The sequence below is a fragment of the Microcoleus anatoxicus genome (genome assembly GCF_042465725.1).
Lineage (GTDB): Bacteria > Cyanobacteriota > Cyanobacteriia > Cyanobacteriales > Microcoleaceae > Microcoleus > Microcoleus anatoxicus.
In genome coordinates, this window is sequence record NZ_CP120853.1 from 3,263,015 (window position 1) to 3,285,017 (window position 22,003).

Here is a 22,003-nt window from a genome sequence, read left to right on the forward strand (position 1 = left end):
GATTATTGATTGGCAAAACCGACTTACATTTAAGTAATTGTAGATGTAGCAGTTTGGTGTTTAAACAGCCAAGAATCTGGCAAAATTAACTTTAATGGGATGTTTGTTGCAGAGGTGTGTAGGGTGCGTCAGACTGATTTCTAGGGCGATGATTGAAAGTTTTGGTTCTGACGCACCCTACTAACTACTAACCGCAGATGCAGAGGTGTGTAGGGTGCGTCAGACCGATTTCTAGGGCGATGATTGAAAGTTTTGGTTCTGACGCACCCTACTAACTACTAACCGCAGATGCAGAGGTGTGTAGGGTGCGTCAGACCGATTTCTAGGGCGATGATTAAGAGTTTTGGTTCTGACGCACCCTACTAACCGCAAATGGATGCTGAATGAAGAGGGGAGGCTTGTTGTTGCAGGAAATAACCGATGAGATACAGAGAACCGCAAATGACTGTTAAATTGGCATCTGCAACAGCATCGTCTAAGGCTGTTGTTAAGTCGGGGAATGTTTGACAGAGTGTTAATTCAGGACAGATGTTTTGGGCGAGGGCGACTAATTCTGCGGGTGGTGTTGAATTTTGATCCGGTACGGATACTAGATAAAGTCGATCGCCCTTTTTGAGTAATGCTGTTAATATATCATCGCAGTCTTTTGTAGCAATAATCCCGATTACCCAGTTAATTGGTTGATAGTTGCTGAAATTATCGACATACTCGCGCAACGCAATAGCGGCGGCTGGATTGTGAGCTCCATCTATTAATATTGTCTGGTTTCTCCAAGTTGTTTGTTGGAGTCTTCCTGGCCATTGGGTTTTGGCTATACCGTTTTTGATGGCTGTTTGGGAAATTTGCCATCCTTGGTTTTGTAGAGTTTGGATAGTTGCGATCGCAATTGCCGAATTCATCAGTTGAATTTTTCCCAACAATGGCAATTCATACCTTACTTTAACACCATTTTGGCTTAACTGATATTCTGCTAATCCTTGTCCTAAATCTCTGGCGGGTTTTACCCAAATTGCGGGACAGTCTAATTTTTGGATGCGTTTCTCTATGACTATTCTAGCAAATTCTGGCAATTCTCCAATAATTGCCGGACATTTTGCTTTGAGAATACCAGCTTTTTCCCCAGCAATATCGGCGACAGTCGGGCCGAGTATTTGCCAATGTTCGAGGCTGATGGATGTGATGACGCTAACCAGGGGATTTTCGCAAACATTAGTCGCGTCTAATCTACCACCCAATCCGGTTTCGATGATGGCGATGTCTGTTTTTTGTTCGGCGAAGTACAGCCAAGCTGCTGCTGTGATGATTTCAAATTGGGTGGGGGTTTCGGTGTTGTTTTGGGTGGTGGCTATTACTCGTTTGAGGTATGCTTGTAGTTCGGTTGGAGAAATTGGTTTTTGGTTGATGCAAATTCTTTCTGTCCAATCAATTAAGTGCGGGGATGTGTAGCGCCCGACTCGATATCCTGCTGCGGTTAATATTGAGGATAGGTAAGCGCAAACGGAACCTTTCCCATTTGTGCCGGCGACGTGGATGATTGGTACTTTTTGCTGGGGATTATCTAGTTTTTCGAGAAGCTGGTTGATTCTTTCGAGACCGAGATGGACGCCGAAATGTTGGTATGATTGGAGGAGGGAACTTGCATTCATTGACGATATCTGCTATGATTGTCCCCTGGTAAAAGTGGGGTATCTAATTTTTATAACAAATGACGAATATACTGCAAGCGATCGCTACAATTATTAATCATCCTATACCTGACTTACTCAGTTATTATAAAAGCCAAAGCAATAATAGAATTAATGCTCTGGGTGATGCCCTAGAGTATTTTGTCAAGGACGCTTTTGCCAATACTATAGACGAACCAGAAGTCAGCAATAAACTTGAAAAGTACAGTGAACTATTTTCTTGGAGTGGCAACCAGAATAATCCTCCTGATTTAATCATCAGAAATGGCGATGCCATAGAAGTCAAGAAAATACAGACTTCCAGCCTCCAGATTCCATTAAATAGTTCTTATCCCAAATCAAAATTATTTTCTAACAATCCACAAATTGCCTCTGCTTGTCGTAAGTGTGAAACATGGACAGAGAAGGATATTGTGTATGCAATTGGAGCCACCAGTGCGGATAAGACCAAACAAACTCTGAAAAGGCTATGGCTTATTTATGGTGACTGCTATGCTGCCAGCAAAGAATATTATGAACGAATTAGAGATCAAATAGCCACTGGGATTAATGCAATTCCAGATGTCGAATTTAGCAAAACAAGAGAATTAGGGAGAGTGAATAAAGTAGACCCATTAGGTATAACTTACTTAAGAATTAGAGGCATGTGGGGCATAAATAATCCTTCGATAGTTTTTGATTATATAAATACAGGATATGACCCCCAGACCAATTTTCAGATAATCGCCATAATGAAGGAAAGTAAATATTTGTCTTTGCCACTTGACAGCAGAACAATGATCGAATCCATATCAGTTCCAGGATTTAATATTAATACTCAGCGGATTAAATGTCCCGATAATCCTGTAAACCTCATACCTGCTAAAATTATTACTTACAAAATCTAACACTAAAGGTAAAGGCATTATGAATATCATATCTCTGTTTGCAGGTTGTGGCGGGTTGGATTTGGGTTTTCGACAAGCAGGATTTAATATTGTTTGGGCGAATGAGCACGATCGCACTATTTGGGATACTTACGAGCTTAACCATCCTGATACTATTTTAGATCGCAGAGATATCCGAAAAATCAATTCTGATGAAGTTCCTGATTGTATCGGGATCATTGGTGGCCCTCCTTGTCAAAGTTGGAGTGAAGCGGGTGCGAAACGCGGGATTGATGACAGTCGGGGTCAGCTTTTTTGGGATTATATCAGAATTGTGCGGGACAAGCAGCCTTTGTTTTTCTTGGCTGAGAATGTCAGCGGTATCTTAGCTCCTAGAAACAAGGATGCTTTCACTTATATATTATCGCAATTCGAGGAAATTGGCTATCGGGTTTCGTTCAAGTTGTTGAATGCTAAAAATTTTGGTGTACCGCAGGATAGGCAAAGGGTGATTGTGGTCGGTTATCGGGAAAGTCTGGGTTTTGGTTTTGAGTTTCCCGAACCTGGGGATGAAGTTTTGACTTTGAAAGATGCGATTTTTGACTTAAGGGCGATCGCACCTATGGCTGTTCCAGGTAAATTAAATAACTATCACTCGCTAATTCCCAATCATGAATGTGCGGATTTGGGATTTTCGAGTATTTATATGTCGCGAAATCGAGTTAGAGGTTGGTCGGAACCTTCTTTTACAATTCAGGCTAGTGGCCGACACGCGCCTATCCATCCTCAAGCTAATAAAATGATTTTGATTGCGAAGGATAAACGCATTTTTGACCCAAATTCGCCTCGGCCTTACCGCCGACTTTCGGTGAGGGAATGTGCGAGAGTTCAGACTTTTCCCGATGAGTTTATTTTTAAGTATAAGCAGATTGCTGATGGATACAAAATGGTAGGCAATGCTGTTCCGGTAAATTTTGCTAGAGTTTTGGCTAGTAAGATTTTTGAGGATATTGTCATTGGGAATCGGACATTATCTTTATTATCTGTCATCTAAATTTTATCAACTCACCTAGGTTTTTAGGACGTTGGGAATTCCTAAAACCATCGGTTTTGTCGTCGCTTCGCCCTAGTCGTAAAGTCGATCGAGTTTTAAGAAGGTTTGCAGCAGCGTATTTGCTCCCTGAGTACACTGTTCTGGGGAAGTATATTCATCTTCTGCATGGCTGATACCGCCACGAGAAGCCACGAAAATCATCCCCATATCAGTAAACCTGCCGATTTCTTGAGCATCGTGTCCGGCGCGGCTGATTAAATGCGTCGAACTCAATCCTAATTCTTGGCAAACTTCGGCTATGGCATTTTGAATCTTTGGTGCTGCTAAGGTCGGCAATACGTGCAGCATTTCGGTCATTTCAACTTTGGTCTTGGTGGCTAGTGCGATCGCCCTAAACTCCTCTTTCATTTTAACTAATAATTCTTCCAAATTAGTTTGAGATATATCCCGCAAGTCGATTTTAAAATCTACTTTTCCTGGTACAATATTTGTAGCATTCGGCGACACGTTTAAGTAACCAACCGTTGCTACTTGTTCCCCCGGTGTTTCAACTCCCAGCTTGTTGACTGCAAGTACCATTTGTGCAGCGGCTACCAGTGCATCTTTGCGATCGTGCATCGGTGTTGAACCGGCATGATTGGGGCGGCCGGTGACTGTCACTCCATAGCGGTATTGTCCGACAATGCCTTGAACTATGCCGATTTCATCCCCCGTACTTTCTAAAACACCCCCTTGTTCGACATGGAGTTCTACAAAAGCTGCTATTTCTTGGGGATGGCGTTTTGCCTGGGCAATTTTTGACCAATCTCCGCCAATTTGTGCTAAACAAGTTTCAATGGAAGTACCGTCGCTGCGACGATAATATTCGGCATCGCTGACTGTATTCCCGGCCATCGCTTTGCACCCAATGACGCTGTTTTCTTCGTCGGTAAATACGATTATCTCGATGGGATGTTCCAAGCGCAGGTTGTTTTCATGCAGTACCCGCACGACTTCAATCCCTGCTAAAACTCCCAAAACTCCGTCGTAATGGCCGCCCACGGGAACTGTGTCAATGTGAGAACCTGTTGCTAGAGCTCCAGCCTCGCCCTTTCCCGGATATCGGCCGATCATGTTCCCCGCGGCGTCAATCCGAACTGTCATCCCTGCTTCTACCATCCAAGATTCCACCAGTAGGCGGGCGAGTAAATCTTCTTTGGTAAAAGCTACCCGACAGACTCCTCCTCCTGGCAATTTGCCGATTTGGGCGAGTTGAGTAATGCTGCTGTTGAGGCGAGTTCCGTTGACTGCAAGTGTTAATATAAGTGTCATTTAAAGTTTTCCTATTGATTGATTTAACTAATTGTTGTATATTGTTACCTAACGGACTCCGAATGGGAAATTAAGCGAGCCTCTACTACATCAAATATTACCCGTTAAAAAACAAACTAGACCTCCTAGCTGGACTAAAAGAGAAATCTTGGATGGTATCTTCTATAAACTCAAAAATGGGTGTAATTGGGAAAATTTACCCACAGATTCTCACCAAAATTAAGTTTTAACTCTCGGAAAAACCCTCAAAAAAACAAAAAGAAGAAAGAGGACAATCGGGATTTGTGCCCGTTAAAACAAGGTGGGTCATCGAGCGCTCGAATTCTTGGATGGAAAGGTGTAAAATTCTCATCAAAAACTTCGAGAGAACTTTAGATAATGCAACTGCAAAGATGAATCTTTGTTTTATTAGGTTGATGATTAAGAGGCTAGCTTCTTAGATCTCAAATGGGTTCTATAGCAACCGCCAAGGCGGTTAGGACGCAAGGCGCAAGACATTCAAGGGTCGCATCCCGTAAGCAATCAAACTGATTCTTTTGTTTACGAATTCGACTCTTAAGCCAAGACCAAAATTGTTCAATGCAAGTTGAAATCAGGGGAGTACGGCGGTAAATACAACAGTCTACATCCTGCACTTTGAATCAATTCCTGAATCCGACCGCCTTTATGAAATGTGGCACTGTCCATCACCACCACTTGTCCTGTAACCAATGTTGGAACTAAACAAGTTTCTAGCCACATTTCAAAAACTGTTCGATTGCACGCTCCCTCAATCGTAAAAGGGGCGCTCAATTTTTGGTTGCATAGGGCGGCAATCATATTGACTCGACCTTTTCGTCGCCCAGATTTCAGTGCATGGAAGCGCTCACCTCGTTCATTCACTCGCATAATCATACTGATCTCGATCATCCATCCCTGATTCATCAACATAAACAATTGTGTCCGGGAGTAAGGTGGACAACTCAGCTACGAAAGCCTGCCGCTTGGCTTCATCTCGTTCCCGGTAGCCATAAGTCTTTTTTTTCGAGTAAAACCTATTTTCTTCAAGGCTCGTGAGATGGTGCGTGAGCTAATTTCCCCATCCCCAAGTTTGGCCATCTCCACCTGGGTTTTATCCCCATGAATTTTGGCGAACTGACGAAATAGTTCCCAGTCAGTGATTTTATGACCATTACCCGGAGGCTGATTGGGTAAAGCTAGAAAGTCTCCTGTTTCGTCTTGTCGCTTCAGCCATAGGGCGAACGCGAGAGCGACTAATGTTGAACAGTTGACTGGCTTCAATAATTTTTAAGCCATCAAGCTTGATAGCTTGAATGACTTTCTCGCGTAGATCGTAGCTGTAGGGTTGAGGCATAAGTGGTGCGATCGCTCCGCAACAAAAAAGACTATCCTCAGTTTACGCTCTAACCGCCAAGGCGGTTGCTATATATACGAACATGGGATATACCGCCTATCGAAGAAGGCTTGTTAATTAATGAATTTCTTACCGGGTAAGGGATACGGAGAGGGTGGGATTTGAACCCACGTTAGAGTCACCCCTAAAGTAGATTTCGAGTCTACCTATTCTATGACGCTAGCCCTTGCACGATAAGGCTTGTACGAACCTCGACTCAAATAAATGCTGTTTATATACCATTTTCATATACCATTCCTGAGTAGAATTAATCTCAGTTTGGAGAGGTAAGTATGTACCCAGCAGCGAATTCTGAGTTTCGGTGGCTCAATCTTCAGGTGCAGCGACACCAAGTCAGGCCCTACTATGCAGCACGTTTGCATCAGAAATTTGGGCGATCGACTATCGGACTCGGTTGTGACGAATTTACAGCCCTGGTGTTGGCACGCAAGCTTGACAGAGAAATACAGCGACTCGTTGATGGCGCTGAAATAATTGATTTGGAGTATCTGCGAACTTTTGTTAGGGAGTTAAAACCCCTACTGGCTAGTAGTGACAAAGCTTCTCTGCGTATAGTTCGCAAAGACGAATTTTCACTGCTGTGGAAAAAATATGTTGACTTTCACCAAGCGCTAGGTGCGTGGGAACAAACTTACATCAACAATGAAATTACCCATGTTTCTAGACTGCTAGAAAAATGTCCGTTTAAGCGATTAGAGGACAAGTCAGAGATTCTTCAGTGGATACTTGATGACACAAAACGCTCTGCTGCTACCTCGAAAAAACGGTTCATGCACTTAACCGCAGCGGTTGACTGGAACAGTAAGCAGGGTAATATACCTCGCAAGTGGGGTATCGAATATCGCGATATTTTGGGGTCTGTCAAAATTAGTGGCAAGAAAAAAGAGAAAAAAGAAATTGACGTGTACGCGGTTGATGAAGTTTACCGCATCCTAAATGCTCTTAAAGATGATACCCATTCTCGGTTCAAGGGCAAGCATAGTCAATATTACAGGTACGTTTACTTTCTTTGGTTGACGGGTTGCCGTCCCAGTGAGGCAATTGCTCTCAAGTGGAACAACGTCAATATTGCAAAAAGAATCATAACTTTTTGCGAGACACGGGTACTTACTTCTGGGGGCAAAATTGTTTCAAAAGAAGGTACTAAAACGGAGTTTGTGCGAACTTTTCCCGTCAATCAAGAATTGCAACTTTTGCTTGAGTCAATCCCGCACCGAGAAGGTTTTGTATTTACCAATGAGATAGGAAAACCTATCAGTCAGGCTGCTTTAAATGTTGTTTGGAAAACATTACTCAAGAATCTTGAGATGCGACATCGTATTCCTTACAATCTGAGGCACACGATGATTTCATACCACGCTAATAATGACTTTCCTATTCAAAAGCTAGCTAAACTTGTAGGGAATTCGCCCGAAGTGATTATGCAGCACTATTTACATTTTGATATTGAGCGGATTAATTTACCGGGCGTGTTGCGAGAGTTTGATATGGGTTGAATATTCCTGTTTTCTGTGACCAGCTACTTGGGTTGTGAGGCGAAACAAAACTTTACAGTCCCTCTGTTGACAAGGGGCTGTGAATCTGTAATCGTGAGTAACTAAGGAAGATTTGATATGCGCGGTTAACCCGGTGTGCCAACACCAGATTAACTACGACTTCCCCAAACCGTTCACCAACAACGTTTGGAGCCTATAAATTATGCCACTTTCAGCCGATTGTCTTTGCGGACGATCGCAACTCTTAATGATTGAGTTGGCGGGGTTTTGCCATGACTGAACCCCCCATCAGCCACCGTCGCATTGACAAGTTAAAAGCGATCGCCTACGACCGCGGTTTCACCAATGAAGATGCCAAACAGTTCGGGAAACTCAGCAAAACTGCCACATGGGAGGCATTGCTAGAACTGTACCTAGTTGACGGTGAATCCCTTGAGACGGCGACTGTAGACAGTGTAGACAAAACATCTGAACCGCTTGACTTACAAGTTGTAGACAGTGTAGACACTAATAAAGCGGTAAGTGTAGACAAAACATCTGAACCGCTTGACTTACAAACTGTAGACAGTGTAGACACCCTCGACTGGACTAATGACGGTTCTTTCCCCGTCTGCTTTACCCGCCAGAATTCCACCTTCTTTGACTGGGTTGATTTTGGGCAACTCATCGCACTTGTACTCGCTTCTGTGGGGGTATTTGTGCTGGCTATGTCCATGTGGCGACAAATTAACCCGCTCAATCTATTCCCTAAAATCCGCATCAACATTCAAATAGGAGCCGAATATGGGACGCATGAACAAAATCTTTAAAAATGACGAAAAATCGGGCGGTTTAAGCCATGGTAGCCACGCTATTAACCATTCCACCGTTTTAGCCCCAACCAGTGCCGACGCAATCAGTCCGCTAAATCCCGGCAAGTTCGCAGCAAGTGAACGCTCAGTCCCCATCATCGAAAAACCCCGCTACTTCACAGAAGAAGAAGCCGACGCTATGAAGGCGCTAGCAAAGGAGAAAACTGAGGGCGCACGTCACGCCAAACGGGCTTATGAAGCGGTTGGCAAGATTGAGGAAGCCGATGCCAAAGTCCACAAACACCACCGCAAATACGAGGGCGTGGTTGCCGACAACGAACTCGTAAAAAAGCGCGCCGACGCAGGTCTGGGTAAACACTTGCACGGCTTGCGTCCTGCTTACGCTCGATTAGGCATGGGTTTAGAACAAGCAGCTAGTAATGCCGAAAGTCGCATCAGCGAAATTAAAGCCAAGCTACAAGGGACAAAACCATGAGCAGGGCGATCGCACTTTTTAACACTTTTGTGAGTTGTGCGATCGCTTCCAGTTTCCTCTGACAGTTGTCCCTTGCTAAGTGGGATTTTTGGCGGTTAATTCTTCGTTTGGTCAGAGAACAAATACGTGCGGTACTAAAGTCTTCACTTAAAACGCCTTATCTCGTTGCTTTTGTCCTTATACTCTCGCTCGTCCATTCTTTTGTCTACGCACCTTCTGACGACTACATCGCCACTACAAAAATAGACTTACCAAAACCTGAAGTCAGTCGAGGCCCGCCCAAACGTTTTGTGCCATTGCCTGATGCTGAAATAGGTGGCTGTGCCCGTAGCGACAGTACCGTACCTGCAATCTAATTTGTCGGGGCGGTACTTCCTATGCTCTAAATTTTCAACAAAAGTAAACACCAAAAAACCGCTGCTCTCAATTAGTACCTGAAGTGCAGCGGTATTTGGATTAGCCTTGGAGGGCTTAAAACTCATGACTACATCTTACTCCACAGAGTCAAATTCTGCATCCGATTCCTCAGAAAATTCCAGCCAACTGAACACAGGCTCTTTCGACATCCGTGACCACTTGAACAAGCTGGAACCAGGCAAAGAGAAGAATAAATACACTTGCCCGGTATGTGGCGGACACAACCTAAGCGTTGAACCTAGAACTGGCAAATATAAGTGCTGGTCTGGCGACTGTAGTAGCGCTGCTATCCGTGAAGCTATTAAGCCGTTATCCGAGTTCTTGGCAGAGCAGCATGGCAACAAATCTGCCAGCACACGTCAGCCCGCCAAGAAAGCTACCAAGAAAGCACAGTCAGCACCAGTCCCAATTCCCACAGGATTGAAGCTCTTAAAGCTGCTAGCACCACAATACGGGCCTGAACCATTCAAACCTCAATACATCCCAAAGGATGTACCTGTCGATGCAGAGCAAGTCACCTACGTTTACAGTGCCTCACAGGAAGTCTTTCGGTTTCAGTGGATAGACCTGAGCAAGCCAAAGGGACGGGACAAAACCTACCGTCAGATTCACATTGACGGCAACGGTAAACGGGTATGGACTAAAGGTGATTTACCTTGGTCTGCTTACCGCATTGATGAAGTAGTTGAGGTTTTAGCGGGTGTACCAGACGGTGAGCCTGTTGCAGTTCTGATGCTTGAGGGTGAACCGAACGTAGAGCTAGCGCGGTCTCACGGTATCGCAGCTTTGACCATGCAGGGGTCTAAATGGAGCCACCATGAGATACAAATGATGGCTGAAACTCTGCAAGCAACAGGCAAAAATATCGTACTCGTGAAGCTGCGGGATAACGATGACACAGGAGTTAAGAAGGGCACAGAGGTTCGGCTGGTTTGCAACCACATTCAATTCCCTTGCCTAGTCGTTGACCCGGTTGCCATTTGTCCAGATATCCCAGACAAAGGGGATATCCGAGAGATTTTGGAAACTATGGACATTGAAGAGTTTATTCGCCGATTAGAAGCGGAAATTCATGGCGCTGCAACGGAAGAAATACAAGAAAATCCTTTACTCTCACGCCCGCATACGTGTGAAGATGTAGTATATTTGTCGTCTAATAGTAACATTGACGATTACATTCCAGACACAGCACCAGTTTCAGAAGAAAATTACGTTCTAAAAGCTGAATCTGCACTGTACTCTGACGGTCATTGGGTGTCGATTGCGGGTCAAATTTACCGATTCACTGGCAGTTACTACGAGTTGCGTTCTGAGGTTTCCGAGAAACGTCGCATCTTTGAGTGGTTGAGGACTTACTCAGAGAAAGGGAAAGGGGGCGTGTACCGTCGTAGCCGAGTTAACTCAAGTAGCACAAATGAAGTCTACAACTCAATGGTTTTAGGGCTGGCTGTAGACATTGAGACTGTGAACCCGCCGGGATTGAACTGTTCTAACGGGGTGGTAAAAATCAACTCTGACGGCTCACACACGATTACCCCCCATGACCCAAAACAGGTCTACACATACATCGGCGGCAAATATGACCCTGACATTGATGCCACAGATTGCGATCGCCTTTTGGAGTGTCTTGAACCACAACAACGTGAGATTTTTCTCAGGACAATTGCTGCTGCACTGTGTCTACCGTTAGCTCGTTTGAAGATGTCGCGGGTCAAAGGACTGCTTTGTCACGGCGATGGTAGCAACGGTAAAGATACTTTGCGGACTGCGTTGGTGGCGGTGTTGGGACGCGGTGTGACTGGGAAGTCTTTAAAGGACTTTCAGATTTATGACACTGGGAGAAAGTTTCCCCTCGCTGGTCTGGAGAATTCTTTGTGCAACTGGTAAGGGTGAGAATGCGGACGCGGTGAAACTGGACAAGCTACAAAGTCTCAAGCAGTTCATCACCGGGGATGAGTTGACTATTGAACATAAGGGACGTGGTGAGTATCCATACAAGCCAGAGGCGATATTTCTTGCTAACTGCAATGTTCTGCCATCTATCAGTAGTGACGCAGAAGCTATCCGCAGCCGATACTGCATTCTGAGTTTTAAGAAAACTTACGTGGTCGGGGCTGATTCTAGTAAGGGTGAGTTAGAGGCAGACCCTCGGTTTAAGGAAGACCCAAACTTTATTCTGGAACGGATTGCACCGGCGCTGCTGAACAGGATGCTGGAGCGGATACCGTTGTTGCTGGCTCAAGGGATTAATTACGGTTCGAGTGACGCGGCTTTACGGGAAGCTCAGGAAAAGTCTCAGCACCTTTGGCAGTTTGTCAGGGATATGGGGTATGAGGTTGGTCAAGGTGAGCGGGTTTACGCTAAAGATTTGTGGCAGGAGTTGCGGAACTGGTATGTAGAGGCAGGCATTCTTGAGATAGAGGGTGACAAGGGAAAACTGATTTGGAACGAGTTACCTGGGCGGGACACTCCTGTTAAGGCAATCAACCAAGTGTTTGCTCGGTTCAGTGAACTATTCCCTAAGTTAGAAAAACACCGACACACTGAAGCGGTTTTGGACTCTCAACGGACGAAGGGTGATTTTTACTATCTCGGCATCAGCAAGCAAAATTCTAAAAGAAGTGAAAAAAGTGCTCCAGCGTCTCCAGCACCTGATTCTACCGTTGTTTTATATCCAGCAGTGCTCCAGCAAGAAAATTATGCTGGAACACCGCTGGAGCAAACAATCCTTACGCAGGGCGCTGCTGGAGACGCTGGAGCACTAAATCCAACTTTTTCAGAAGTTTGCAATTTACTCTCAAAACTCACGTCTAAACTCACAGATGAGGAACGGCGAAAACTGGCAGAAATACTCACTCAACCTCAACCGGAACAGCCAACACCTCCAACACAGTCCAAGCGCGTAACCCTCAAAAAAGGTGTGCGAGTCCGCTACGTGGGTAACAATGCTGGCTGCGTAGCACAGTACGGAAAACTTGACCTTGTGGTTGATGAGGTTAAAAACCACCACGTTTGTTGTCTGAAGCCATCAGGGCAGTTTTACGACTTGGCTCAACCCCCAAGACTTAAGGGTGATTCCTGACTAGGCAATGACCAAGGACTAACGACTGGTACTCTTATCCCCCGACCTTGGGGGATTTTCTGTGTCTTCACTGCCAACAATAATAGTTACCTAATAAATTTATGTAACCACTATTGATAGTTACCTAATAAACTTATGTAACCACTATGTGTAACCAATATTGGTAGTTACCTAATAAACTTATGTAACTAATCCTATGTAACCCATTGACAGTTGCTTAAAGGTTGCCTAGGTTGGTTGCTTAAGTGGTTAAGTAACCGGGTAGGCAACCTATGAAAATTCCATCGGTGAGGCAAGGATTGATAGAGGCAGAGGACGGCAAGGTATTTCAACTAAATTCTCCCAAGGGTGTGGCGTGGTTGGAGACGATCGGCTCTTTCAGATATGAGCCCGCAGGAGACGGCAAACCTTACACAGTTCGCAAAGAAGCGAGTGCTTACTGGTACGGTTGCAGAAAGATTGAGGGAAAGGTACGTAAAAAATACATCGGTAAAAGCTCAGAGGTAAACATCGCAAGGCTTGAGGAGATTGCAGAAGCCTTGGAGATACCCACAGAACCACGGGTCAAGCAGGTTGCAGAAGTTGTAGAATGGGTTGCAGAGGTTGCACAATCCCCACAGGTTACAGAAAGAGTTGCAGAAAGTAGAGTAACAGCGTTAGAGTTGCAGGTAGCGGCATTAGTAAAAGCCGTTGAAGCGTTACAGGAGGCATTGCAGGGAAAGTCCGAATCGGGTGATTCTCAGGAGTTGCCCAAGGTTATAGACAGCGAGTTACCTATCTCAATATGTAACTTAAAGGTTGAAACCGAGAAACTAAAAGAAGAGCTAGAACTGGCAAAAGAAACCTCGCAAGAATGGCGGGAAATTGCAGACGGAAAGGAAGAACACATTAGAAAACTAGAATCGCAACTTGAAACAGAACGCGCTGACTATGCCGCGCTTCTAAAATCCAGCGCCGTAGTTACCAATAAACTTAGGGAAGAAGTGAGGGAAGTACGATCGCAACTTGAGACAGAGAAAACTCGGTGGGATGAATTGCAGGAAGAGTTGGACGATCGGGAAGAAATTTGCGCCCAACTGCGATCGCAACTCTCCGACCTCAGACAAAAATCAGTCATTGCCAGCCAAGATTTTCCAGAGCCGGCCGACTTACTCAACCAGTTAAAAGCACGGCGCAAAAAGTCCAAAGCTGATTTAGGTGATATTGAGGTGGTTATCGAGTTGCTTAGCTAGTTGACGGCTGGTTGTGAGAGAACTCTGACTTACCAGTGAAAGCGAGATATTTTGCGGGGAAGGGCTGACTACGGTCAAAAAACCGTAGTCAAATCGTAGTCAGTTGATACTCAGTTTGGTCATTCCGTAGTCAAATCGTAGTCAATTTCTAGTCAACTAGACCCCTTGATAGCCCCAAAAATCAGCATTTAAAAACCTCAAACCGTTGATTTCTCGTTGGTTTGAGGTTTGTATAGTATAAGCGGACGGCGGGACTCGAACCCGCGACGTTCAGCATGGGAAGCTGACATTCTACCACTGAATTACGTCCGCCTTTGTCTTTTTTTACTTATGTTTACTTTTTAGGAACGACGGTAAAAAATGACTTTTGACACATTATACACCTATTTTATGATTTTGAGTCTACTATTTTCAAGGTCAATTTGGGGTGGGAGTCGATCGCAGACAAGGCCACTAAAAAGAATAGCACCCGCAGTTATGGGTTTAAATTTCACTGATGTGCCTTTAGTTGTGCTCGTAGTTGGGTAATTTCAGCAGCCATATCTAGCACCATGGCGGCTCCGACTAAGTTCAAGCCCAAGTCTTGACGCAAGCGCTGAATCTGAGCAATTCGAGCAATCTCGTGGCGATGTAGCATTCTTGGTCGATCGCACTTAAGTCTTTTGGCGTGACAATCAGAAGTTTGGCAAGTAAGTCACCGCGTCCCCCTTTTTGCAATGTCCAGCCTTTGCCGCGCAGTCTTAGCGATTGTCCGATCGCACTCCTTTAGGCACTTTCATCGTCACGCTACCATCGGGTGTGGGCACGCTGATTTCTGCGCCTAAAACCGCTTCATCGGGGCGAATTGGTACGTCACAAACGGCTCTCTCGGATATTTGGTGCAAAATGTAGCAAATAATACTACATTTTTCAATCGTGAAAGCTCAAACCCTTGATTTTGCTCATTTATAAGCATTACTTATCACCATAACTACGAGAGAGCCGCGCCCTCAAAGAGAACGTCAACGGTCGCTGGGCTTCTGTCTTATGGTTGAGCTTCCTGGTTAACTCGCCAGCGACCGTTGCCGTTATTGAGTGCGGTGACGATCGCGATTTAATCGCTGTTTAGTCTAAACTCCAGCCATTAATGGTTTTGATGCACCCGACGCAACTGGCACTCAGGCGATCGCGGCCAAAAATTTAGAAATTACCGTCAAATTGAAAGTTTAACAGAATACGTTCTAATTGAAGCCGATCGCCTGAACGTCGAATGTTACCGGATCAATGAAAAAGGCAAATGGGAACTCACTGCTTATTCCCTTGACGCAACAACTATCGATGGTACAGAAGTAGAAGTTGATTTTCCCAGCGTTGATTTCCGTTGTCCGATTTCTTTGCTGTATGAAGATGTTGTTTTTCCTGAAAATAACACCGAAGATTCTGACGATCGCTAATTGAGGTGTCTCAAGAGCGATCGCATTATTTAATCAAAAGCAGATGGTAGTTTATTTGTCAGTGCGATCGTGCGAGCTATCAAAACCCGCAACTTCTGCCAAAGTATAAAGCGGCCGCCCCTTTACCTCCTCATAAATCCGCCCTACATACTGACCCAAAATCCCAATACTCACCAACTGTACCGCACCTAAAAAGAAAACCGCCATCATCACAATAGTCAAACCAGTTAAGGCCGAATTTGGATAAAAAATCCGCCAATACAAAATCAAAAAAGCCATTAATACAGATACAAATGCCGCAAATAATCCCAAATAAATCGAAAGTCTGAGGGGAACTTTGGAAAAAGACACTAAACCATTCATTGCCAAACTCAAAGATTTTCTAAACGTATACTTCACCTCGCCGGCAAAACGCGGATCGCGTTCAAATTTAACTGCTGTTTGTTTAAAACCAATCCAAGCCCGCAATCCCCGAATGTAACGATTTCGTTCTGGCATGGCGTTGAGTACATCTACTACACAACGATCCATCAAACAAAAATCTCCTGTATCTATGGGAATATCAACATCGGCAAGATGGCGCAAAATGCGATAATACATATAAGCTGGCAACCGCTTAAACCAACCTTCTTTATGGCGTTGAGTGCGTTGAGCGTACACAACGTGATAGCCTTGCCGCCATTGTTCTACCATGTCTATAATCAACTCCGGCGGGTCTTGCAAATCGCCGTCCATTACTACTACAATTTTACCTGTAGAAAAGTTTAAACCAGCAGTCACGGCTATTTGATGGCCAAAATTGCGGGCAAAACTGAGGTAAGAAATGCGTGCATCTTTTTCATGCAATTCTCGCAGAAGTTCCAGAGAGCGATCGCGACTGCCATCATTGATTAAAATTAACTCTACTGGTCCATCCATCCGAGCCATCACCGCACTAATTCGTCGGTAAAGTTCCGGGAGAGTTTCTTCTTCATTATAAATAGGAATTACCAAGGAATATTTGGGTATGTTTTTCATGATAGTCGATGCTTCTATTCTGCTTTTTAAGTATTAAATCACAGATCTATAGCAATCCTAAATCATTTGTGAATTTCTTACTCCCGGACCTTAATAAGGGGAGGGTTGGGGTGGGGTAAAAAACTTTACGACTCCTGCAAGGACTGCTATATTTTTTCATAAATACACTCAGGGGTGCAACGGAAAATTTTTGTACATAAGTTTGATTTTTGATAACCATTTCTTTTCCTGGTTGGCGATCGTTTTTGCTAGATTGGTAAATTATCGCACAGGGAATAAAGCTCTTGTAGGGTTCAAAATTTAATTTTTTCTCGACTACAGGATCGATGGTAGAGATATGTTCAATGCGAGGTGCGGGTTTTCCCGGTTCTTTTAAAAGTACCCACAAGGGATATTCCCAGGAATTTTTAGTCCAAAATGATAGTCCTATATTTGTGCAGTTTTGAGCTTTGATAAAATCTACTGTTTGATTGTAAGAATCCTCGATTTTCGGCCTACTTGTAAAGTAAAGTTCATTTCTGGTTGTATTAAGAATGTTGCTTTCTCCTAGCAAAGGTCTAAATTTGTTATGAGAAATCCAAGGCAGGGACATAAATATCAAAATTCCTACCATATAGTTGGCTATTTTATAATTTAACAATTGTGATATTGTTATTCCAAACAACGGTGCGAATAATACAAAAAATGTCATGTGGTGGCGACTTTGCCAGGGCTGAAATTTGAGGATTAAACAGAGTAGTAAAAATGTGCTTATGGTAGCCAGTAAATAAATTATTATTAGATTTATTTTTCTGATTTTTTCGTTATTTAAAATTAGGATAAAAGTAGCAATTATTAGCCCAAAATGAATGGGATTGGTAGCATTATTTTCATTGAATGACGGTGTAGTTAAAGCATAGACTTGTCCAGGAGGCCAGGTGATTCGCGGATCGTTTGGCAGAATACCTAATATTTTGTGCAGCATTTTAACTACTGCGACAATTAAGCCATTAATTTGGGAAATACTGGTGCCGGTGTGCATGGCTAAATTTCTAATTATATTTGACCCAAAAGTGGGGAGGCTAAATATTTCGATTTTGTATTCTTTAGTAAAATCTTGAGGAGCGCCGATCGCGTATCCAAACAAATCATAATTTCGCCAATAATGACCTAGATTCAGGAGAATAGTTACAGATGCTATCATCAAAATGGGTGGCAACATTTTTTGATGAAAGCGCTTAATTCCTACTATTAAAAACCAGATTATAAAAGGTAGTGAAAATATGTAAGCTGTGGTTTTTGTCAAGCAAGCTAGACCCAAGCTTGCACCTATTTTGAGAGTGTTAGATAGAGTAATTCCTGCTGACATTCCCGCTAAACCGCAGCAGACAAAACACACTACCCAAAAACATACAGCATAGTCGTTTTGGGTGCTAGAACCTTGGAGGATACCCATGGGTAAAGTTGCAGCAAAGACGCTGGCAAAAACTTGACCCCGCAAGTTCGCTCCCAGTTGCTGAGCAATTAGAGAAACGGCGATCGCACTGCCAACCATACTCAACCATTGTATCAGATTTGCAAAGCGATCGCCCCCGCTTAAAATCTGAAAGTGCATAATCGCAAATTCTGCTCCAGGCGGGTGATATAATTGCGGTACATAGGAGGTTGGATAATGCTCGACACTCCTATTTTGCATCCAGTGAACCACCCGACTCATGTGATATGTCATGGAATCCCAATTGTTAGGTGGCGAAACTATAGCTATTAAACCAATGGTCACAAAAATCAATGATATACTTGCTAGTAAACCTACTAAAAAGCGGGGTATTTTAATTTGATGATTTAGTAAATAATTGGGCTTGATATTTAAACTTTTTAGATAGATGATTAAAATCACAATATCTGCGGATAACCACAAATAAAATAGCGAATTAAAAGCGATGGATTTGAATAAACTTAAAATTTCCGTAGATAAAGCAATCGTGACTCCCCATGCAATCGCAGCCGACAAAACCGCACTGCGCCAACAATTCTTTATTTGATGGAATATCAAAAATAAAATTAGTAAATAAACTAAGGGAAGCAAGCCGAATATATCTGTAATCATAATGTTTATACTACGGTGGTTATGTATTAAATTGTGTTAATACTGAAGGCTTCCCTCACGCAAGCGTTGTCGAAGTGTTGAAACCGCTACCGACTTATCCCCAAGTCGATCGCCAGGGGCTTGCATCTCGTTTTTTGGTCAGATTTTTTAGGTGTGGGAAAAGGGGCTAACGTCAACCCCTACCCCTCCTAAAAAATAATTAGTGTTCTTTTCGATCGTTGAGACAGGGGGAGTAATTTTTGACTATCAACAAACAGTTCCGTCCATCAGCGGTTCTCACATAACTGAGATTATCACCGATGTCTTTCATTAATTTTAGACCCCGGCCACCCGGAGCTTCAATATCTACTGTTTCGGAAATATTTTTGATTTTTGTTTCTAAATCAAAAGGATCGCCCCAATCCCAAATTTTAATCTCTACAAATTCAGGGAACACCACCACCTGAATTTCCACAGGTAAATCCGCTGGTTTGCCATTATGGGCGTGACGAACGGCATTTGTAAAGCCCTCCGCCAAAGCCAACTGACACCTGAGCCACACACTTGTGGGAATTCGCGACTCGTACAATTTTGAAAACCACGACAAAACGCTGTCTAATCCATTTAGACCTGTATTGACTTGAAGATCCGCTTTCTTGAGCATCGCCAACTTTTCGTAACCTTTCAATTCAATCAATCTCAGCCCATGAAGAATTTCAGTGACTGGTGGGCAAAATACAACAATACAAAATACAACGACACAAAATACAACGGCGGGAAAATTAAATGATAATTTGAGGGTAGTAGTTTCGAGGGGCAGGCCGTGTACATATTTGATACACTTATCGGTTAAAGATGATACCATACGTAGGGGGTCGATGTCAACCAGCACTAGGGCAAAATAAAAGTCTATAAAAATTTATATTTTGAATATAAACTTAGTGAAGTTCGATCGCGCCAAAATTTCCCTCAAATTTCAACGTAAATTGAACTCAAAGACCCGCTGTCAACAGCAATTACCTAGAAAGCGATGTTATTAGACTATACTCAATCTCAGACCAACGCGCTGACAGGATATATTTTGAATGACCCCCAGACATTGAAAGACTTGTAGTACCTGAGTGCCATGTTTCAAATTCTGGTTATAGACGATGATACTGCGGTTCAAGAACTGCTCCGAAGAACCCTGAAAAAACAGGGTTACGAAGTAACGGTAGCAAGTAATGGCGAAGACGGTGTAGCACAGGCGCAAAAGCTGTGTCCGGCTTTGATAATTTGCGATTGGATCATGCCACGCTTGACAGGCATCGATGTGTGCCGTCGAGTCAAGGCAGATCCACATCTGTCAACTACACAATTCTTTTTGCTGACTTCTTTGGGGTCGATCGCCGATCGAGTCAAAGGACTTGATGCCGGTGCCGATGATTTTATCTCCAAACCCATTGAACTCAACGAGTTGCAGGCGAGAGTGCGGGCCGGACTAAGGCTGCACCAACTCAGCCGAGACTTGAAAATTGCCAAGCAAAATCTGGAAGCAGAACTAGCTGAGGCGGCGGAATATGTGCAGTCTTTATTGCCAGATCCGATGGTGGAACCCGTCAGCATTGAGTCAAAATTCATTCCTTCCCGTCAGTTAGGAGGAGATTGCTTTGACTACAACTGGCTAGACTCGGATTATTTGGCGATTTATTTGCTAGATGTAGCCGGACACGGTTTGCGGGCGGCCCTGCCTTCTGTGGCAGTGTTGAATTTGTTGCGATCGCGCGCCTTACCCAACATTGACTACTACAAACCCAGCGACGTTTTGCGGGCGCTGAACACCACTTTCCAGATGAGTTATCAAAATGACAAGTATTTCACCATCTGGTACGGGGTGTACAATCGGCTCGATCGCCAGTTAGTCTACGCCAGCGCCGGCCATCCCCCGGCGGTGTTGATTTCCCAGTCCCCCACTAGCAATGCCAAAGTCCAGCAACTGAAAACCCCCGGAATGCCGGTCGGGATGTTCCCAGAAGCCCGCTATGTCGATAACACCTGCCATGTCGAGGATTTGAGCACTCTCTACATCTTTAGCGACGGCGTTTACGAGATTCACCAACCTGATGGCAATATCTGGGGGCTCGATCCTTTCATTGATTTGTTAGCAGCTTACAACGGTGCAACTGCCGACCAGTTAGAGTTAGTTTTGAGCTACGTTCAAAAGTTGAACGCTAAAGCCGTGTTTGATGATGATTGGTCTTTACTCAAGATCAATTTTGGGTAAGGGACTTCTGGCGGCCCCATAGCTCGATGAAATATGCAGAAGTCCGCAAGGTTTGACTCTTACGGACTCTTAAATATTTGACTTCAATTTTCCAGTCTGTTAGCCAAGCTTTAAACTTAGGATCGATTAATTCTAAGTTTAAGGCAGAAGCGATCGGTTTGGAAGATGAAACCAGCAATTTTAGACACTTTTAGTTAGCCTGCATAGATTGACCGAGATTTAGTTGACCTCAGAAGTTAGCAGCCAAAAGATCTAGTTATTTAAAGCGCAATCTTGCTATTAAAAGCATCACGGGTGGCAAATATCTCAAAAACTCGATCCATACTGGTGAGTTCAAATAAGATGCGGATTTGCTCGTTGATAGAACAGACGACTAACTGACTCCCAGCGGCCCTGACTGTTTTGAGCGCCAAGACTAAAGCGCCCAAACCAGAACTGTCCATAAATGTCACGTCTTGGAAGTCTATTAATACGACATCGGCTCCCGCTTGCACGAGGTCGCTAATCTCTAGGCGGAATTGACCGGCCTTGGTGCCGTCTAAAATACCAGAGGGTTGAATAATTTTAACTACAGGACTCATATTTTGCGGTGGGAATGTCAGAATTTCTAGCCAGACTACGTTAGTATAGCTGCGAGACGGACTCCGATCCAAATACCTAGCATAGACCTAGATATCTAATCGATCGCTCCTGCTGGGATCACCTTGGCACGGTAAAGCAGTTTTTCGCCTTGTCTGTATCCGGTATAGCGTACTGTCACCTGTTCTCCCGGCTGGGCTGTTCCGGCCAGCAGTTGATGCTGTTGCGGATTATAGGGGATGGAAGTTCCCACAGGGGCGATCGACTCTACTCCCCACTCCTGCAACAATTTTTCGACAGGTCGTACCAAAGGCAGTAATTTGACTGCTGGTAACTCCTGGTTTTCCTGGGCTTTCCTAGCTGCTGTCGGCCACTGCAACATCCAGGATTCTAAAATCTGCAAGCTAGAAAGCTGGAATTCCTCCATCAAAGACGATCGTTGAAGATCCAGTGTAGCTTGCAGCCGCTGATATTCTTGTTCTAGGGCTGTCGGTGCTGGTGGCTCTAACATTACAGAACCATGGGCAAAAGTTGCCAGCAGTTCGTTTAAGGAAATTTTCAAGGCTTGACTGATTTTCAGCAGGATATCTGCTGACATTTGCAAGGCTAAGCCCCGACGCAAACGGCTGAGCTGAAGTTCACCAACTCCTGCTGTTTGGCTGAGTTCTCGATCGCTCTCTAGCCCTGCTTGCTGCATCAGACATTGTAGTTGAGGAGCGTAATCTGGAATCTTGCTTACCACAAAAAAGCCATCCCAATTAATAACTTAATATATTCTTTATAGTAATCGGTCAAGTGCCAC

19 protein-coding genes, 1 tRNA gene and 3 pseudogenes are annotated in these 22,003 nt (G+C 44.1%); 12 read left to right on the forward strand and 11 right to left on the reverse strand.

Annotated elements, in window-relative coordinates; translation table 11 throughout:
• Window positions 1–362: 362 nt before the first annotated feature.
• Window positions 363–1,646 (reverse strand): bifunctional folylpolyglutamate synthase/dihydrofolate synthase, encoded by a 1,284-nt coding sequence (locus P2A85_RS14015; RefSeq protein WP_377481086.1) that lies wholly within the window; start codon window positions 1,644–1,646, stop codon window positions 363–365.
• Window positions 1,647–1,705: 59 nt separating this feature from the next.
• Between P2A85_RS14015 and P2A85_RS14020 the strand changes: the two genes are divergently transcribed.
• Together P2A85_RS14020 and P2A85_RS14025 are read left to right on the forward strand one after the other, a co-directional pair.
• Window positions 1,706–2,572 carry an NgoPII family restriction endonuclease gene (locus P2A85_RS14020; protein ID WP_377481089.1) on the forward strand — a complete coding sequence of 289 codons (867 nt, stop codon included), beginning with the start codon at window positions 1,706–1,708 and terminating at the stop codon, window positions 2,570–2,572.
• Between the two features lie 19 nt (window positions 2,573–2,591).
• Window positions 2,592–3,605: a DNA cytosine methyltransferase gene (locus P2A85_RS14025; protein WP_377481092.1), complete on the forward strand. Its 1,014-nt coding sequence runs from the start codon at window positions 2,592–2,594 to the stop codon at window positions 3,603–3,605.
• A gap of 72 nt (window positions 3,606–3,677) precedes the next feature.
• Here the strand turns inward: P2A85_RS14025 and P2A85_RS14030 are convergent, their stop codons facing one another.
• Complete coding sequence (locus tag P2A85_RS14030; RefSeq protein ID WP_377481095.1) at window positions 3,678–4,916, reverse strand: Zn-dependent hydrolase; 1,239 nt, start codon at window positions 4,914–4,916, stop codon at window positions 3,678–3,680.
• A 94-nt stretch (window positions 4,917–5,010) separates the two neighbouring features.
• Here P2A85_RS14030 and P2A85_RS14035 point away from each other — a divergent pair, with 94 nt between their 5' ends.
• On the forward strand, window positions 5,011–5,139 hold the full coding sequence (locus P2A85_RS14035; RefSeq protein ID WP_377481494.1) for a transposase: 129 nt from the start codon (window positions 5,011–5,013) through the stop codon (window positions 5,137–5,139).
• Between the two features lie 220 nt (window positions 5,140–5,359).
• Here the strand turns inward: P2A85_RS14035 and P2A85_RS14040 are convergent.
• A pseudogene (locus tag P2A85_RS14040) lies at window positions 5,360–6,270 on the reverse strand (IS630 family transposase).
• 332 nt (window positions 6,271–6,602) lie between these two features.
• On the opposite strand from P2A85_RS14040, the gene P2A85_RS14045 reads away from it, so the two are divergent.
• The 7 genes from P2A85_RS14045 to P2A85_RS14075 all read left to right on the forward strand — a co-directional run bounded on the left by P2A85_RS14045 (window position 6,603) and on the right by P2A85_RS14075 (window position 13,844).
• Window positions 6,603–7,826: a site-specific integrase gene (locus P2A85_RS14045; protein ID WP_377481098.1), complete on the forward strand. Its 1,224-nt coding sequence runs from the start codon at window positions 6,603–6,605 to the stop codon at window positions 7,824–7,826.
• Window positions 7,827–8,098: 272 nt separating this feature from the next.
• Window positions 8,099–8,635, forward strand: coding sequence for a hypothetical protein (locus tag P2A85_RS14050; RefSeq protein WP_377481101.1), 537 nt, complete (start codon window positions 8,099–8,101; stop codon window positions 8,633–8,635).
• Window positions 8,619–9,113: a hypothetical protein gene (locus P2A85_RS14055; RefSeq protein WP_377481104.1), complete on the forward strand. Its 495-nt coding sequence runs from the start codon at window positions 8,619–8,621 to the stop codon at window positions 9,111–9,113. The genes P2A85_RS14050 and P2A85_RS14055 overlap by 17 nt, the downstream gene beginning before the upstream one ends.
• A gap of 65 nt (window positions 9,114–9,178) precedes the next feature.
• The gene (locus tag P2A85_RS14060; protein ID WP_377477866.1) at window positions 9,179–9,469 is read left to right on the forward strand and encodes a hypothetical protein; all 291 of its coding nucleotides are present in this window, start codon (window positions 9,179–9,181) and stop codon (window positions 9,467–9,469) included.
• Between the two features lie 124 nt (window positions 9,470–9,593).
• On the forward strand, window positions 9,594–11,417 hold the full coding sequence (locus tag P2A85_RS14065; protein ID WP_377477865.1) for a hypothetical protein: 1,824 nt from the start codon (window positions 9,594–9,596) through the stop codon (window positions 11,415–11,417).
• Complete coding sequence (locus P2A85_RS14070) at window positions 11,359–12,612, forward strand: hypothetical protein (RefSeq protein WP_377477864.1); 1,254 nt, start codon at window positions 11,359–11,361, stop codon at window positions 12,610–12,612. Before P2A85_RS14065 ends, P2A85_RS14070 begins: the two co-directional genes overlap by 59 nt.
• A gap of 272 nt (window positions 12,613–12,884) precedes the next feature.
• The gene (locus P2A85_RS14075; protein ID WP_377481107.1) at window positions 12,885–13,844 is read left to right on the forward strand and encodes a hypothetical protein; all 960 of its coding nucleotides are present in this window, start codon (window positions 12,885–12,887) and stop codon (window positions 13,842–13,844) included.
• A 240-nt stretch (window positions 13,845–14,084) separates the two neighbouring features.
• Here the strand turns inward: P2A85_RS14075 and P2A85_RS14080 are convergent.
• The 3 genes and pseudogenes from P2A85_RS14080 to P2A85_RS14090 all read right to left on the reverse strand — a co-directional run.
• Window positions 14,085–14,156: transfer RNA gene (locus tag P2A85_RS14080), tRNA-Gly, on the reverse strand.
• 178 nt (window positions 14,157–14,334) lie between these two features.
• Window positions 14,335–14,481, reverse strand: a complete 147-nt coding sequence (locus P2A85_RS14085) for a chaperone modulator CbpM (RefSeq protein WP_377481109.1) — start codon at window positions 14,479–14,481, stop codon at window positions 14,335–14,337.
• A pseudogene (locus P2A85_RS14090) lies at window positions 14,415–14,713 on the reverse strand (DnaJ C-terminal domain-containing protein); the annotation flags it as partial. The gene P2A85_RS14085 and the pseudogene P2A85_RS14090, both read right to left, overlap by 67 nt.
• A 297-nt stretch (window positions 14,714–15,010) precedes the next feature.
• Between P2A85_RS14090 and P2A85_RS14095 the strand changes: the two are divergent.
• Window positions 15,011–15,277 (forward strand): annotated as a pseudogene (locus P2A85_RS14095) (Uma2 family endonuclease); the annotation flags it as partial.
• A 51-nt stretch (window positions 15,278–15,328) separates the two neighbouring features.
• On the opposite strand, the gene P2A85_RS14100 reads toward P2A85_RS14095, so the two are convergent.
• The 3 genes from P2A85_RS14100 to P2A85_RS14110 all read right to left on the reverse strand — a co-directional run bounded on the left by P2A85_RS14100 (window position 15,329) and on the right by P2A85_RS14110 (window position 19,224).
• Window positions 15,329–16,294, reverse strand: a complete 966-nt coding sequence (locus P2A85_RS14100) for a glycosyltransferase family 2 protein (protein WP_377481112.1) — start codon at window positions 16,292–16,294, stop codon at window positions 15,329–15,331.
• A 46-nt stretch (window positions 16,295–16,340) separates the two neighbouring features.
• On the reverse strand, window positions 16,341–18,380 hold the full coding sequence (locus tag P2A85_RS14105; RefSeq protein WP_377481115.1) for a hypothetical protein: 2,040 nt from the start codon (window positions 18,378–18,380) through the stop codon (window positions 16,341–16,343).
• A gap of 199 nt (window positions 18,381–18,579) precedes the next feature.
• Window positions 18,580–19,224, reverse strand: coding sequence for an ATP-binding protein (locus tag P2A85_RS14110; protein WP_377481117.1), 645 nt, complete (start codon window positions 19,222–19,224; stop codon window positions 18,580–18,582).
• A 261-nt stretch (window positions 19,225–19,485) separates the two neighbouring features.
• Between P2A85_RS14110 and P2A85_RS14115 the strand changes: the two genes are divergently transcribed.
• On the forward strand, window positions 19,486–20,622 hold the full coding sequence (locus P2A85_RS14115) for a PP2C family protein-serine/threonine phosphatase (RefSeq protein ID WP_377481120.1): 1,137 nt from the start codon (window positions 19,486–19,488) through the stop codon (window positions 20,620–20,622).
• Between the two features lie 260 nt (window positions 20,623–20,882).
• On the opposite strand, the gene P2A85_RS14120 is transcribed toward P2A85_RS14115, so the two are convergent.
• Window positions 20,883–21,203, reverse strand: coding sequence for an STAS domain-containing protein (locus tag P2A85_RS14120; protein ID WP_340522588.1), 321 nt, complete (start codon window positions 21,201–21,203; stop codon window positions 20,883–20,885).
• Window positions 21,204–21,298: 95 nt separating this feature from the next.
• Window positions 21,299–21,943: a helix-turn-helix domain-containing protein gene (locus P2A85_RS14125; protein WP_377481123.1), complete on the reverse strand. Its 645-nt coding sequence runs from the start codon at window positions 21,941–21,943 to the stop codon at window positions 21,299–21,301.
• Window positions 21,944–22,003 lie beyond the last annotated feature (60 nt).